This window comes from Anaerostipes hominis (ex Lee et al. 2021), from assembly GCF_002270485.1.
GTDB lineage: Bacteria > Bacillota > Clostridia > Lachnospirales > Lachnospiraceae > Anaerostipes > Anaerostipes hominis.
In genome coordinates this window covers 180,976-195,484 of record NZ_NQOG01000003.1, presented here as the reverse complement: position 1 = coordinate 195,484, position 14,509 = coordinate 180,976, and the positions used below count along the sequence as shown (strand labels likewise).

At 44.7% G+C, this 14,509-nt stretch carries 16 protein-coding genes and 1 pseudogene; 15 read left to right on the top strand and 2 right to left on the bottom strand.

Annotated elements, in window-relative coordinates; genetic code table 11:
• Window positions 1-4: 4 nt before the first annotated feature.
• The 8 genes and pseudogenes from ruvX to CI597_RS05195 all read left to right on the top strand — a co-directional run.
• Entirely contained in the window at window positions 5-421 is a 417-nt protein-coding gene (ruvX, locus tag CI597_RS05230; protein ID WP_024727834.1) for a Holliday junction resolvase RuvX, read from the top strand.
• A gap of 16 nt (window positions 422-437) precedes the next feature.
• A complete protein-coding gene (locus tag CI597_RS05225) occupies window positions 438-704 on the top strand; it encodes a DUF1292 domain-containing protein (RefSeq protein ID WP_024727833.1) in 267 nt (88 codons plus the stop codon).
• 26 nt (window positions 705-730) lie between these two features.
• Window positions 731-1,180: a Fur family transcriptional regulator gene (locus tag CI597_RS05220; protein ID WP_024727832.1), complete on the top strand. Its 450-nt coding sequence runs from the start codon at window positions 731-733 to the stop codon at window positions 1,178-1,180.
• Between the two features lie 18 nt (window positions 1,181-1,198).
• Window positions 1,199-3,133: a ribonuclease J gene (locus tag CI597_RS05215; RefSeq protein ID WP_024727831.1), complete on the top strand. Its 1,935-nt coding sequence runs from the start codon at window positions 1,199-1,201 to the stop codon at window positions 3,131-3,133.
• Window positions 3,134-3,154: 21 nt separating this feature from the next.
• Window positions 3,155-3,568 carry a hypothetical protein gene (locus CI597_RS05210; protein WP_235824552.1) on the top strand — a complete coding sequence of 138 codons (414 nt, stop codon included), beginning with the start codon at window positions 3,155-3,157 and terminating at the stop codon, window positions 3,566-3,568.
• Window positions 3,565-4,212: an O-methyltransferase gene (locus CI597_RS05205; protein ID WP_024727829.1), complete on the top strand. Its 648-nt coding sequence runs from the start codon at window positions 3,565-3,567 to the stop codon at window positions 4,210-4,212. Before CI597_RS05210 ends, CI597_RS05205 begins: the two co-directional genes overlap by 4 nt.
• A gap of 1 nt (window position 4,213) precedes the next feature.
• Complete coding sequence (locus tag CI597_RS05200) at window positions 4,214-5,440, top strand: peptidase U32 family protein (RefSeq protein ID WP_024727828.1); 1,227 nt, start codon at window positions 4,214-4,216, stop codon at window positions 5,438-5,440.
• A gap of 50 nt (window positions 5,441-5,490) precedes the next feature.
• Window positions 5,491-6,090, top strand: a pseudogene (locus tag CI597_RS05195) (GyrI-like domain-containing protein); the annotation flags it as partial.
• Between the two features lie 122 nt (window positions 6,091-6,212).
• On the opposite strand, the gene CI597_RS05190 reads toward CI597_RS05195, so the two are convergent.
• Entirely contained in the window at window positions 6,213-7,793 is a 1,581-nt protein-coding gene (locus CI597_RS05190) for an ABC1 kinase family protein (protein WP_095142890.1), read from the bottom strand.
• Complete coding sequence (locus tag CI597_RS05185) at window positions 7,783-8,130, bottom strand: phasin family protein (RefSeq protein ID WP_024727827.1); 348 nt, start codon at window positions 8,128-8,130, stop codon at window positions 7,783-7,785. The genes CI597_RS05190 and CI597_RS05185 overlap by 11 nt, the downstream gene beginning before the upstream one ends.
• A gap of 443 nt (window positions 8,131-8,573) precedes the next feature.
• On the opposite strand from CI597_RS05185, the gene CI597_RS05180 reads away from it, so the two are divergent.
• The 7 genes from CI597_RS05180 (at window position 8,574) to CI597_RS05150 (ending at window position 14,378) form a co-directional block, all read left to right on the top strand.
• A complete protein-coding gene (locus CI597_RS05180) occupies window positions 8,574-9,158 on the top strand; it encodes a TetR/AcrR family transcriptional regulator (protein ID WP_024727826.1) in 585 nt (194 codons plus the stop codon).
• 6 nt (window positions 9,159-9,164) lie between these two features.
• Window positions 9,165-9,929 (top strand): nucleoside phosphorylase, encoded by a 765-nt coding sequence (locus tag CI597_RS05175; RefSeq protein WP_024727825.1) that lies wholly within the window; start codon window positions 9,165-9,167, stop codon window positions 9,927-9,929.
• A gap of 93 nt (window positions 9,930-10,022) precedes the next feature.
• Window positions 10,023-10,631, top strand: coding sequence for an NUDIX hydrolase (locus CI597_RS05170; RefSeq protein WP_024727824.1), 609 nt, complete (start codon window positions 10,023-10,025; stop codon window positions 10,629-10,631).
• A gap of 85 nt (window positions 10,632-10,716) precedes the next feature.
• A complete protein-coding gene (locus CI597_RS05165) occupies window positions 10,717-11,370 on the top strand; it encodes a response regulator transcription factor (protein ID WP_034549463.1) in 654 nt (217 codons plus the stop codon).
• A 2-nt stretch (window positions 11,371-11,372) separates the two neighbouring features.
• Window positions 11,373-12,791 carry a sensor histidine kinase gene (locus CI597_RS05160; protein ID WP_024727823.1) on the top strand — a complete coding sequence of 473 codons (1,419 nt, stop codon included), beginning with the start codon at window positions 11,373-11,375 and terminating at the stop codon, window positions 12,789-12,791.
• Window positions 12,781-13,524 carry a hypothetical protein gene (locus CI597_RS05155; RefSeq protein ID WP_024727822.1) on the top strand — a complete coding sequence of 248 codons (744 nt, stop codon included), beginning with the start codon at window positions 12,781-12,783 and terminating at the stop codon, window positions 13,522-13,524. Before CI597_RS05160 ends, CI597_RS05155 begins: the two co-directional genes overlap by 11 nt.
• A gap of 95 nt (window positions 13,525-13,619) precedes the next feature.
• Window positions 13,620-14,378: a D-Ala-D-Ala carboxypeptidase VanY gene (locus CI597_RS05150; protein WP_034549461.1), complete on the top strand. Its 759-nt coding sequence runs from the start codon at window positions 13,620-13,622 to the stop codon at window positions 14,376-14,378.
• Window positions 14,379-14,509 lie beyond the last annotated feature (131 nt).

The window sequence follows — 14,509 nt, the reverse complement described above, 5'->3', positions numbered from 1 at the left end:
GATTATGAGAATACTTGGGCTTGATTATGGGACAAAGACAGTGGGCGTTGCCCTGAGCGATGAGCTGGGGATCACAGCGCAGCCGTTTGAAACCATTACGAGAAAAGATGAAAATAAGTTAAGAAAGACTTATGCAAGGATCGAGGAGATCGCGGCCGAATATAAGGTTGAAAAGATCGTCCTCGGATATCCGAAGAATATGAATAATACGATCGGAGAACGCGGAATGGCAACGGAAGCTTTCCGCGATAGTTTAGTGCGCAGAACCGGACTGGATGTGATTTTATGGGACGAGCGCCTTTCTACTGTTGCGTCCAATAAAGTATTGATGGAAAGCGGCGTCCGGAGGGAAAATCGGAAAAAGGTCATTGATCAGGTTGCTGCATCGATGATTTTACAGGGGTATCTGGATTCTCTGTAAAGAAAGGATTGATAAAATGAAAGACAAAGAGAGCAGAATTCTCTTTTTAGATGACCAGGGCCGGGAGATTGAATTTATGGTGCTGGAACAGACGACACTGGCAGGGACAAACTACCTGCTCGTTGCGGATTCCGTGGATAAAGACGGGACAGTTTTGATTATGAAAGAAATCTCACTGGAGGATGACTATGTCTCCTACGAGATCGTAGAAGATGAAGAAGAGCTTGAGATCATATCCAAGATATTCAATGAATTAATCGAGGATTTTGATTTGACAGTATAAATGCAGCAGGATTTTGAGGTGGTTTGATGGGCTATAACGAAGAATCTTTTATAAAAATTTTAAAGAGCAAGGGTTTAAAAGTGACGAATCAGAGAAAAACTGTATTAAAGGCACTTTCATCAAAACCGGACCAGCACCTGACCGCGGAAGAAATCTATGAATTGGTTAGAGTAGACATTCCCGAAATCGGGATTGCGACAATTTATCGTACCATACAGTTACTTTGTGAATTAGGATTAATTGATAAATTGAATTTAGATGATGGATATGTTCGCTATGAAATCGGAAAAGAAGATAAAAATGAGCACCACCATCATCATTTGATATGCGTGAATTGCGGAAAAGTTTTAAAGTTCGACGATGATTTATTAGATGAATTGGAAAAACAGGTCGGGAAAACGACCGGATTCATCGTCCATGATCATGAATTAAAGATGTACGGATATTGTCGTGATTGTCAAAATAACCGGAAGTAATAAAATGGAGGAATTATTTTGAAATCAGACAACACAAGTGTAGGTAACAAGACAGAAGGACAGCAGCAAAAGAAGCAGTCAAAAAACTTTTGGCCGAAAAAGTACAGTCAGCCGAAAACTCCGGCAGTGATACCGAATGAGTCGAAGGAACTCGCGGTCAGGGCAAAGCCGCAAAAGAAAGAGACGGCACCGAAGAAGACGGCACCTGCGAAAGCGAAAGCAGCGCCGAAGAAGACTCAGACGAAGACACAGACAGCCGCATCAAAAGCACAGGGACGTCCGAGAACGGCTCAGAGAAGGAATACGGGAACGGTAAAGATCATTCCTCTCGGCGGCCTCGGTCAGATCGGTATGAATATAACAGCCTTTGAATATAACAACAACATTTTGATCGTTGACTGCGGTGTGGCTTTCCCGGATGACGAGATGCTCGGAATTGATTTAGTCATCCCGGATGTGACCTATTTAAAGGAAAATGCAAAGAAAATCAAGGGACTGGTCATTACCCACGGACATGAGGACCATATCGGAGCGATCCCTTATATTGAAAAACAGCTCAACATTCCGGTCTATGCAACAAAACTTACGATGGGACTGATCGATAATAAGTTAAAAGAGCATGGACTGTTAAAGCAGGTGAAAAAGACAGTCGTAAAACACGGCGACGTGATAAAACTGGGAGTCTTTACGGTAGAATTTATTAAGACCAACCACAGTATCGCGGATGCGGCAGCTCTTGCCATCCACACTCCGGCAGGGCTGATCATCCATACCGGTGACTTTAAGATTGATCATACTCCGCTTTTCGGAGAGGCGATCGACCTGGCAAGATTTGCAGAACTCGGAAGAGAGGGTGTCCTTGCGCTTATGGCGGACAGTACAAATGCAGAGCGCCCAGGCTACACACAGTCTGAAAAGAATGTAGGCAAGACACTGGACAGCTTATTTGCGGCTCATCCAAACGGAAGGATTATCGTAGCCACATTTGCTTCCAACGTTGACCGTGTGCAGCAGATCATTAATTCCGCTCACAAACATGGAAGGAAGGTAGCGGTAGAAGGCCGGAGCATGGTAAATATCATTGCGACTGCTTCAGAGCTGGGATATATCAAAATCCCTAAGAATACTCTGATTGAGACAGATCAGATGAGAAATGTACCGGACGATCAGATCGTTATGATCACCACGGGAAGCCAGGGCGAGACTATGGCAGCCTTGTCAAGGATGGCAAACAATACGCACCGTAAGGTTTCTATCAAACCTACAGATACGATCGTATTCAGCTCCAGTCCGATTCCGGGAAATGAAAAAAATGTCTCCAATATTATGAACGAACTGGCGATGAAAGGCGCTAAAGTCGTATTCCAGGATACCCATGTATCCGGTCATGCGTGCAGAGAAGAACTCCGCCTGATCTATGCACTGACGAAGCCGCAGTATGCAATACCGGTGCATGGAGAATACCGTCATCTGGTGCGGCACAGTGAGTTGGCTTTGGAGATGGGGATTCCGAAAGAAAATGTTTTTGTTATGGAAGAAGGAGATGTCCTGGAGATAAACAAAAAATCCGGGAAAGTTACCGGTAAAGTCCCTGCCCAGGGAATCCTTGTAGATGGACTGGGCATCGGAGACGTAGGAAATATTGTACTGAACGACAGAAGACAGCTGTCACAAAATGGCCTGATCATTGTTACTGTGACTTTGGAAAAACACGGAAACAGCATTTTGGCAGGTCCGGATATCGTATCCCGTGGTTTTGTCTACGTGAGAGAATCTGAAAGCCTCATGGAAGGAGCCAGACAGGTTGTGGAAGATGCGGTGGAAAGCTGTCTCACAAAAAACATTACCGATTGGGGCAAGTTAAAGTCCTGTATCCGGGACACGCTGAGCAATTATATCTGGAAGAAGACGAAGAGGGATCCGATGATCCTTCCGATCATTACAGAAGTATAAAGCTTTACGCGGGGAAGGAAAGTGCAAAGACAGATGATGACAAAGGATGAAGAGAGAAAAAACAATAGAGATGACCTGTTCCGGCTTTTTTGGAAGGTGATCCATCAGATACTGATCATAGGTCTGATCGTTGGATTATTTTTCGGCATGTATTCTTTTGCCTATCATGCTTTCTCAAACGAGGCATACGATGCTTCCAGCACCAGAAAGATTCAGGTGGTAATCTCCAAAGGAGACGGGACCGGAAAGGTGGCCGATCAACTTTATGAGAAGCATCTGATCATCGGTAAAAACAGATTTAAAGTAAGAAAATTTTTCTCAAAATATAAAGAAACGGAGTTTGTTCCCGGCAAGTACAGTCTGTCACAGTCTCAGGGTATTGATGAGATCATGGCAGTGCTGTGCGGGGATATCCGTGAAAAGGAGAAAAAATGATTGTAGATGAAAATGTAACAGATTATCTCCGTTCATTGATCAGGGAGGAGGACGCTTTTCTTGAAAGGATTGAGCGTGAAGCCAAAAAGAATCATGTGCCGATCGTGAAGCCTGAGACAAAAGAGTTTCTGAAATTATTAGTGCTGATGAAGCAACCGATGAAAATTTTGGAGGTCGGAACGGCTGTGGGATTTTCATCTCTTTATATGCACAAGTTTCAACCGGAGGGCGGGACTGTTGTAACCATTGAACGGAATGAAGGAAGGATACTGAAAGCCGAGGCAAACTTTGCCGAAGCGGGGGTACAGGACGCAGTGACTCTCTTGAAAGGGGATGCTGTCCAGATCCTCAAAGAGCTATCCGGAACCTTTGATTTTATCTTTATGGATGCGGCTAAAGGCCAGTACATCCGTTTTTTTGAACATATTTTACGGCTGCTTCCTGAGGGAGGCATTTTGGTTTCCGACAATGTGCTCCAGGATGGGGATATCGTAAGATCCAGGTATGCGGTTGAGCGCAGGGACCGGACTATTCACAAGCGGATGAGGGAGTACCTATATACACTGAAAAACCACCCTCTGCTGGAGACATCCGTGCTTCCTGTGGGAGACGGGGTGGCAGTGAGTATGAAAACAGGAGAGTAACATGAGAAAAACAGAACTGCTTATACCAGCAAGTAATTTGGAAGTACTGAAAGTAGCTGTACTCTATGGAGCGGATGCGGTTTATATCGGAGGAGAAATGTACGGGCTGAGAGCAAAAGCCAAAAATTTCTCTATGGACGATGTAAAGGAAGGAATCCGTTTTGCCCATGAGCACGGAGTCAGAGTTTATATAACAGCCAACATTGTGGCTCATAACGGAGACCTCGGCGGTATCCGGGAATACTTCAGGGAGCTGAAAAGCACAAAGCCGGACGGACTGATCATTTCCGATCCCGGTGTTTTCATGATCGCCAGGGAGGAATGTCCGGAGATTGAACGCCACATCAGCACCCAGGCCAACAGCACCAACTATGCCACTTATAAATTTTGGCATGAACAGGGCGCATCCCGTGTGGTGGCTGCCAGAGAGCTGTCTCTTCGGGAAATCAAAGAGATCAGGGAGCACATCCCGGATGATCTTGAGATTGAGGCATTTGTCCACGGGGCTATGTGTATATCCCACTCGGGGCGCTGTCTTTTAAGCAATTATTTTACCGGACAGAATGCCAACAAAGGGGCGTGTACCCATCCGTGCAGATGGAAGTATTCTGTGGTGGAGGAGACCAGGCCGGGCGAATATCTGCCGGTGTATGAAAATGAACGGGGGACTTATATTTTTAATTCCAAGGACCTCTGCATGATTGAACACATGGATGACCTGATCGGCGCAGGAATCGACAGCCTGAAGATTGAGGGAAGGATGAAGACTGCCCTCTATGTGGCGGCGGTTGCGAGAACTTACCGAAAGGCTATTGACGATTACAAGGAGTCACCGGAGAAATATTTTGCCAATATGGATTATTACAGGCAGGAGATTTCCAAGTGCACTTACCGGCAGTTTACAACGGGATTTTATTATGGGAAGACAGATGAACATTCTCAGATTTATGACAGTAATACTTATGTGAAGGAATATACCTATATCGGCATCGTGCAGGGACACAATGAAAGAGGGTATGCACTGCTGGAACAGAAAAACAAGTTTCTCGTAGGTGAGACCATTGAGGTAATGATACCGGGAGGAGAAAACCTCCAGGTGACCGTAAAAGCGATCGAGGATGAGGACGGCGTTTCCATGGAGAGTGCCCCGCATCCAAGGCAGATGATCTATGTGGATTTCGGGGAAGAAATTCCGGAAGGATATCTGCTCAGACGAAAAGAAGAATAAAGTTAAGTTTCAAAACATCGGCAATATTTTTATGCCGATGTTTTTTTAACATGACATGGGATGACAAGTTCAGAGTGGTATCATTTATTGTAGGAAGGGAGATGAAATTTCTTATGAAATATGAATGGAGAAAACAGGAGAAGGAGATTTACAGCGCAAAACAGGAGCCGTCTCTGATCGAGATACCCGGACAGAGCTATATTATGATCTGCGGGGAAGGTGATCCTAACAAAGAAGATTTTTCAGAGAGAGTCGGTGTTTTATATTCACTTGCATTTCAAATCAAGAATGGATATAAAAAAGCCTGCTCAGAAGGTTGCGTTAAGAAGATCGACAGTCAGTATGAGGACTATGCAGTCTATCCGCTGGAAGGAATCTGGACGACCTCTGATCCGGAGCATCCTTTGGATAAAGACCGCTTTGTTTACCGGATTATGCTGAAGCAGCCGGACGTGATCACAGAGGAGATGTTTAAAGAAGCATATGATGCAGTAGCCCGAAAGAAGCCTCATCAGCTGCTCAAAGAGGTGGAGTTTTTCTCTCAGGGGGAAGGGTTGTGTGTCCAGATGATGCATAAGGGGCCATTTGACGATGAACCAAAATCCTTTGCGAAGATGGATAAGTTTGTCAAAGAGAAGGGATATGAAAGGCGGAATCACTGGCACCGGGAAATTTATGTGGCAGGAGCCAGGCAGGCCGATTCAAAGAATAAGAAGACGATCCTCAGATATGCTTTGAAAGATAAAGCCTACCCACCGGGCACACCGCATTTTCAGGGTTTTGGGCGAAATAAAATACGGTACAGCAAGTATACAATCATCAGCCCGGATAGAACAAATCCAATAAAGCTGATCCAGGGGATACCAAAAATTAATGGTTTCATCTCCGTCATACAGAGAAGACTTGCTCCAACAAAGAGAGAGGAAGAGATGATCCCAAGTACAAGATAACCGGCGGAACGGTGAAACATTTTCACCAGGTCATCTGCATCTGTGAGCTCTAAATTTAATTTTGTCTGCCCGTTTTTTGCGATATTTAACAGGTCGGAAAGCTGGGACGGGATCTCCATGGATTTATCAAGAGACGCATAGGCTGTCCGACCCCGGCGGATCAGTTCTTTTTTCCAGTCAAGGTCATCATAGATTATGGATGACATATGCACAGAAAGGATCGAGAGCATATTGACTTCGGGGGAGCAGGCGGCCAATGTGCCTTCCATGGTAATCATGCTCCTGCCGAGGAGCGTGATATCCGGGCTGATGGCGATTTTATGCTTTTTTACAAGATCCAGAAGCTTCTCAATCAAATCTCCCAGGCGCATCTCGCCGAAGTCCAAAGTCATATAACGGCTGACGATATCATCCACGTCCGTATAGAGCCTGGCATGATTAATGCGGTCTTTTGGCTCTCCCAGGGTGAGGAGGACATTTTTCAGCGTATAGATGTCGTGCATTAACAGGGCTGAGATGGCTTTTCTGAGGAGCTGTTTATAGTGTTCAGACAGATGTCCTGTCATGCCAAGATCCAGCCAGGCAATCTTCCCTCCCGCAATCCACAGATTTCCCGGATGCGGGTCGGCGTGGAAAAAACCATCCTCCAGGATCTGTTTACAGTAGTTTTCTGCAGCTTTCTCGCCGATCTCCGTCATGTCATATCCGGCCTTGCGGAGTGCATGGATATGATCGATCTGGATACCATCGATATAGGTCATAGTAAGCAGACGGGGTGTGGTAAACTCAGTGAGCACCTGCGGGCAGGTGACATAGGCAATGTCTTTTTGGTTTTCATAAAACCGCACCAGATTGTCCGCTTCTCTTATAAAATCCATCTCTTCCTGAGAGGTTTTCCAAAGTTCATCCAGTATCGTATTAAAATCGATCAGGTCACCGGTTCCCATGGCAATTTTCATGATTTTGGCGGCTTTTTTTAGAAAATGAATATCATTTTCCATGGTTTCCCGGATATGAGGCCGCTGGACTTTGATGACAACTCGTCCGCCGCCTGCGAGCACCGCTAAGTGAACCTGTGCGATGGAAGCAGAACCTAGCGGAGCCGGACGGATCTCAGAAAATGCAGATTCCAGGGGACGGCAGAGTTCCTGTTCGGCCACCTGTTTCACCAGAGAAAAGTCCAGCGGTTTTACTTCGGTCCTGAGTTTTTTTAATTCTGTACAGTATGCTTCAGGAAGCACATCAGAGCGCATGGACATAATCTGGCCCAGCTTGACATACGTAGGCCCCAGATCTTCCAGAATCTCTTTCAGCTTTTGAGGGGTCATCCCCCTTGAGAGATGATGCCTTTTTAACACCGTGAGAATATCTAAAAGCCGCCGGTTAGAGACATCACTGCTCATCTTCTTTTGATTCCTCTGGGGCATCCTCCCGAATCTCGGCATCTGCCTGCTTTTTCAAATTGATCTTTTCCATTAAACGGTCCAAATCTTCTGCGGACATATCATCCACGGCATCGATCAAGTCTCCATAGTCTTTTACAATATTTACAGTCACATGATCTTTCAGTTTTTCTTTTGTTTTATGTTTAAGCTCTTCATTTACAACCTTGCCCTGTTCTACAGTGAGTTCACCTTTTTTTACAAGGTCCTCGACGATATCTTTGGCAGAGTCCGCCGTGGCAGCCATAGCACCGATGCCGGCCAGCAGGATCTTCTTCATACCTTCTCCAATATCCATAAAAACCATCCTTTCTACAATAAAACAATAAACACACTCCAAACTATATAATAAGTATACCTTATCGCGCGGAGCGCGTCCACCCGAAGGGTATAAAATACGGTGTGCCCTGTGGGTATACCTTATCGCGCGGAGCGCGTCCACCCGAAGGGTATAAAATACGGTGTGCCCTGTGGGTATACCTTATCGCGCGGAGCGCGTCCACCCGAGCGACATTTTCCGCATGATTTCCGTTCGGCTCTTAGAATGCCTCACTCCAATCATGTAGAAAATGGACGTAATACCTGCCGGACAAGTGTTACTTGAACAAAAGAAGCTATTTTGGGAGAGTTCTTTTGTCTAATGGGTACTTTTCTTTGGTACATGGATGTATACCATTGATTTTCCGACATATATGTCGTATAGTTTATTTATAGACATATATGTCGGAAAGGAGGCGTTCCGTGAATAAAAGAGGTGAAGCGACGAGGAGATTGATCAGGGAGAAAGCCTGTCTTTTGTTTGCAGAGAAGGGTTTTAAAGAAGTTACAATGAAAGATATCTGTGAGATCACGGGGTTAAGCCGGGGAGGCTTGTATGGACACTATGAGAGCACAAAACAGATTTTTAAAGAAATCGTGGATGAAATGATGGACTCTCAGAATGAGGAGTTTCATTCGAAAATGAAGCTGGGACTTTCTGCGGTTCACATTCTGGACGATATTTTAAAACGCTATCAGGAGGAAATGATCGACAGTGAAGGCTCTTTGAGCACTGCGATTTATGAATATTTCAGCATGAAGGAAAATGCCGCCGGGGAGAATGCCTTGTACCGTCAGTATTTAACTTCCTGTCATACATGGAAGAGCTTTCTTCAATATGGCATTGACCGGAAGGAATTCTATCCTGTCGATATATCTGCGGTGTTTGACCTGATCATTTTTTCCTATCAGGGAGTGAGAATGTACAGCAGACTTATGCCGGTTAACAGAGAAGTGCCGGAAAGAATGATGAAGGAAATCCGAAATTTATTAGTGAGAAAGGAATAAAAAGATATGGCGACTATATTTGACCGCTGCGACAATACAAAAACGGCGTTGATAAATCCCAGGGATGTTATAAAAGAAAAAACGGATTTTCCGGAGGTATGCATCACCACTTTTTCAGCGGACATGATCGACCGGCTGGCTGAGTTAAATGACGGACAGAAGATTGCAGAATTGTGCAGCGCAAACGGGAATCTCCCAGTCTATGAAATGCATTATGCCGGGAAGAGCATCGCGTTTTTTTTATCCAGAGTAGGTGCACCTGCCTGTGCGGCCGGTTTAGAAGAAATCATAGCACTGGGAGCGAAAAAAATAGTAATGTTCGGATGCTGCGGGGTCCTGAACCAGTCCGCTGTCCAGGATAAAATAATTGTCCCTGTTTCTGCGGTAAGAGATGAGGGAACCAGCTATCACTATATGCCGGCCAGTGAGGAAATCCATGCGGAGACATCGTCTGTAAATATATTAAAGAATAGTTTAAAGAAATGCGGAATGTCTTATGTGACCGGCAAGACATGGACCACGGATGCGATTTACAGGGAAACAAGGAGTACAGTGAAAGAGCGCAGAGAACAGGGATGCCTTGCGGTTGAGATGGAATGTTCTGCGGCTTTGGCAGTCACGCAGTTTCGTAAGATTCCGTTTGTCCAGTTTTTATATGGTGCGGATAATCTCGATGCAGACAGATGGGAACAAAGAGATCTGGCGGAGTACGGTATCAAAAGTTTTAATAAATACATGGAACTTGCGTTTGAATGTGCCGCCTCCCTGTAATATAAAGGCTTTCCCGGGGACAGCATATCCGATATAATATATATATAAACAGACAGAACAAAAAGATGCATCGTTAGAAAAGGAGCATTCGGCATGAAAAAAATTAGTGAAGTCAGCAGACTGACAGATAATCCACATCTGAATCTGTATCATTTAAAAGGAACAAACCGGGTTGGAAAAACGTTGAATTACTATATCGCTTCCAGGGTTAAAAATATGGAACGGCTGAAATTAAAGACAAAGCGCAATGATCCGGACGGCATTATTGTATACAGCCTCTACGGTGAAAAACGAGACAGGGTCGTGCTGGTCAGGCAGTATCGATATTCGATCGATGATTATATCTACGAATTTCCGGCAGGTCTGGTGGAAGAAGGAGAAGACTACCGGGAGGCAGGAATCAGGGAATTAAAGGAGGAAACAGGGCTTTCCCTGGAATTAATCGACGCCGATTTGATGTTTGAAAAGCCGGGCTTTATGTCTGTCGGCATGACGGATGAGTCCTGTGCAACGATTTATGGGTATGCAAGCGGCACACCGAGCAAAAAAGGGCAGGAGGACTCTGAAGAGATTGAAATTGTGCTTGCAGACAGGGAAGAAGTGAAAAGGATACTGAAGGAGGAACATGTGGCCATCATGTGTGCCTATATGCTCATGCACTTTTTACAGGATAAGGAGCCGTTTGATTTTCTGAATTTATAATGGACATTTGCAGTCGAGGATACAAAAAGGATACAAGGATCTGTTATATTTTTCAACATATAAATGGAAAGCTGAGGAGAGGAATATGAACCGTATTTTAATCGTCGAGGATGAGCCGGCCATATCAAATTTAATCCAGATGAATCTTGCAGCAGCGGGATACTGCTGTGTCTGTGCTTTTGACGGGGCAAAGGCGGCCGACCGGCTGGAACTGGAGAGATTTGATCTGATTCTTCTGGATATCATGCTGCCGGAGATAGACGGCTATGAGCTGATGGACTACATCAGGCCTCTTGAGATCCCGGTCATATTTCTTACGGCCAAGGCCAATACAGAAGATAAAGTAAAGGGACTGAAGGCAGGGGCAGACGATTATCTGACCAAGCCATTTGAGATTGCAGAACTGCTGGCAAGGGTAGAGACAGTTCTCAGGCGCTGTCAGAAGACAGAAAGCCGTCTGAAGGCAGGAGATCTGGAGATTGATATGTCAGCCAGGATCGTAAAAAAACAGGGGCAGCCCGTAAATTTGACAGTCAAAGAATACGAGCTGCTCCTGCTTTTGATACAGAATAAAAACATTGCCCTATTCAGGGACTTTATTTATGAGAAGATTTGGGGCAGCGGATACATGGGAGACAGCAGGACAGTCGATCTGCACGTGCAGCGTCTGAGAAAAAAAATCGGATGGGAACAGAAAATAAAAACGGTCTATAAGGTGGGCTACCGCCTGGAGGATTAGCAATGAAGTTTTCCTGGAAAGTATTTTTAAGCATTATTTCACTTACTATGCTCACATTCAGCGTTGGCGGGTATTTTTTGATCCAGTCTTCTTTTCAGTCTTCTCTGCGCCAGACCGTAGGGATGTCATATCAGGAAAATAATATTTTCCGGGCAACTTTGGGGGCTTCCATTGCCGTATCTCCTCCGGACAGCGGTTCACCGAGAAACACGGTTAAAAAGCTGGCCGGATCTATCAGTCTCTCATCTCCGGGAAAGGAAAGAAAATTTCGGATTTGTGACAGTTCCTTCCGGGAGCTGTTTTCTGATCTGAGTTTTCGTGTACCGGATCAGGTAATGAAGGCTCTGGACGAAAAACATACCGGATACTCCATTCTCAAACAGGACGGCAGGTATTATCTGCAGTCGGCCTGCCGCTTCACCGTGGATGAAGAAGTATTTTACCTGGAAAATGTAAGAGATATTACCTCGATTTATGAATTAAAAGAAAATCAGATGAAGCTGTATCAGAAGATATCCATTATTCTGGTCGTAACTTTGGGAATTGCTGTTTTTTGTCTGTCCAGATGGCTGACCCGGCCTTTGAGAATACTTTCCCGGGCGGTCAGAAACTTCGCTGCGGGCGATTTAAAGATCCGCTCGGAAGTGGTGTCCGAGGATGAGATAGGTTTTCTCGCCGGAGATTTTAATACAATGGCAGAGCAGCTGGAACAAAAGATCTATGAACTTGAAGACTCCGCACTGCGCCAGGAGATGTTTATGGGAAGCTTTGCACATGAATTGAAAACGCCTATGACTTCTATCATAGGATACGCAGATACCCTGCGGTCCAGAGGACTCAGTGAGGAGCAGAGGTTTCAGGCGGCAAATTATATTTTTGAGGAGGGAAAGCGTCTGGAAGCTTTATCTTTAAAGCTGATGGATCTGATCGTTCTTGACAAGCAGAAGATTTCCATGAGACCAGTCTCGGCAGCAGAGCTGTCTGAAAAAGTCATTCATCTTACAGGGCCTCTTTTGGAAACATCAGGTATTCAGCTTGAAACTTCTTTTGAGGAGGGGATCATATGGGGAGAACCGGATCTGCTTCAGAGTCTCTGTGTGAATCTTATGGATAATGCCAGGAAGGCAGTGGATGCGGACGGACTGATTCGCTTTGAAGGGAGATCAGATGAAAACGGTTATATTCTGGCGATAAAAGACAACGGAAGAGGAATGGCAAAAGAAGATGTTAACAGGATAACGGAAGCATTCTATATGGCAGATAAGTCCAGAGCCAGAAAAGAAGGCGGAGCGGGTCTTGGACTTTCTCTTTGCCGCCGGATCGTGGAACTGCACGGCGGAACGATGAAATTTGAGAGCCGGCTGGAAAGAGGAACGGCAGTCACAGTTCGGCTCAGAAAGGAGAGGTTCGATGAAATTTAAGAATGTTTTGATCTGCCTTTTCTCAGCGGCCTTGGCAGTCTCCTGTATTTTATGGCCGTCCCTGATATCGGGATATCAGGATAAGAAAATGAGGGGCCGGGTGGAACTGGACAAGGTGGAAGATGCATCGGAAATCCGGACAGATACCTTAACCATAGCCGAAAAATTAGCACTCATTGTGGAAGCCGATAACTCAATGGAGGAAATTGCCGTGACGAACCAGTCTTATGAGTGGGGATCGGCAGAGGTAGAAGAACTCAAAAAGGTTTGTATCAATGAATTAAAAAAATTGAAAGAGATGGGAATGTTTCCAAAGCTTGACCTGAATAAAAATACAATGATGTTTTATGAAACTACCACGACTTATCTGGATACAAAAAATTATGCAAGACGTCTCAGAGTCCAAACTGTATCTATACAGTCAGCGGATCAAAGTTTGTCACTGGTCATTGATGATTCTTCACATAAAATCTTAAGCCTCGACAGTGTAAAAGGAACTGGAATCAAGGCTGTGGATGCTGAAAAGATCATAGGGATTTGGGACCGGTACCTTGGATTGAGAGAAACAAACAAAATTGCAGTAATAAAAACCAGTCATTTTGTAAGATACAAGTCAGGCAGTGAAAATGTGTGCTATTCATTTATATTCTTCAGCAAAAAATTTGCGGAAGAAGGGGAATTTTATATTCACCCTGAAGTAAATTATGGAGATGAAAATAGTGTCAGCAGATGATACAACTTCGATGGAATTTTGAATGAATTGTGATACAAGGTCCGGGTATGATAATACCAGAGATAATATTCTCTGGAAAGAAGGGTGACGGACCAATGAGAAAGAAACAATATATACAGAGGAGACATAAGTATTTTGTCCTGCTTGTATTAGAGATCATAGGCGCTTGGATCCTGACGGTTCTTGTGATACAGTACTGTACGTCTACGCAGCAGCCGGTAAAAAATACAATACCAATCAGCAGATTTGTAAGGCCAAGACAAAAAGAACAGACAGTTAATATTCCCTGGAACTTAATATTAATAAATCATGAAAATTATGTGCCGGATGGTTTTCGGCCTGACCTGACTACATTAAACAACGGATGTCAGGTGGACCGGAGGATACTGCCGGATTTGCAGAGAATGATGGATGCGGCCAGAAAAAGAGGACTTTATCCCTCCGTCTGTTCTGCATACCGGACAGAAGAGCGCCAGACGTATCTTCTGGAGCGTGATATCAATAAGTATTTGAATCAGGGATGTACGGAGGCTGAGGCCAGGGAGAAGGCATCCAGATGGGTTGCGCTTCCGGGTCGGAGTGAGCATCAGACAGGACTGGCTGTGGATATCGTGGCAGTTGATTATCCGGTGCTTGATGAGACTCAGGAAAAGAGGAAAGAACAGCAGTGGCTTATGGAAAACAGCTGGAAATACGGATTTACTCTCAGATATCCAAAGAATAAAACAAATATTACAAAAATCGGATATGAACCGTGGCATTACCGGTATGTGGGAAAGAAAGCCGCAAGGGAAATGAAAAAGAAAAATATGTGTTTGGAAGAATATATAAAATATATTTCTGGAGGAATGTAAAAAATATCTTGGAAGAAGACAGATTAAAAATTCCCATGTGAAGTTTATAAAGAGCAATTTCATATGCTCCCATCTTTTCTGAGACGGCATCCTGAAGTTCACAGACAGCAGGACCGCTTGCCACAAGATCG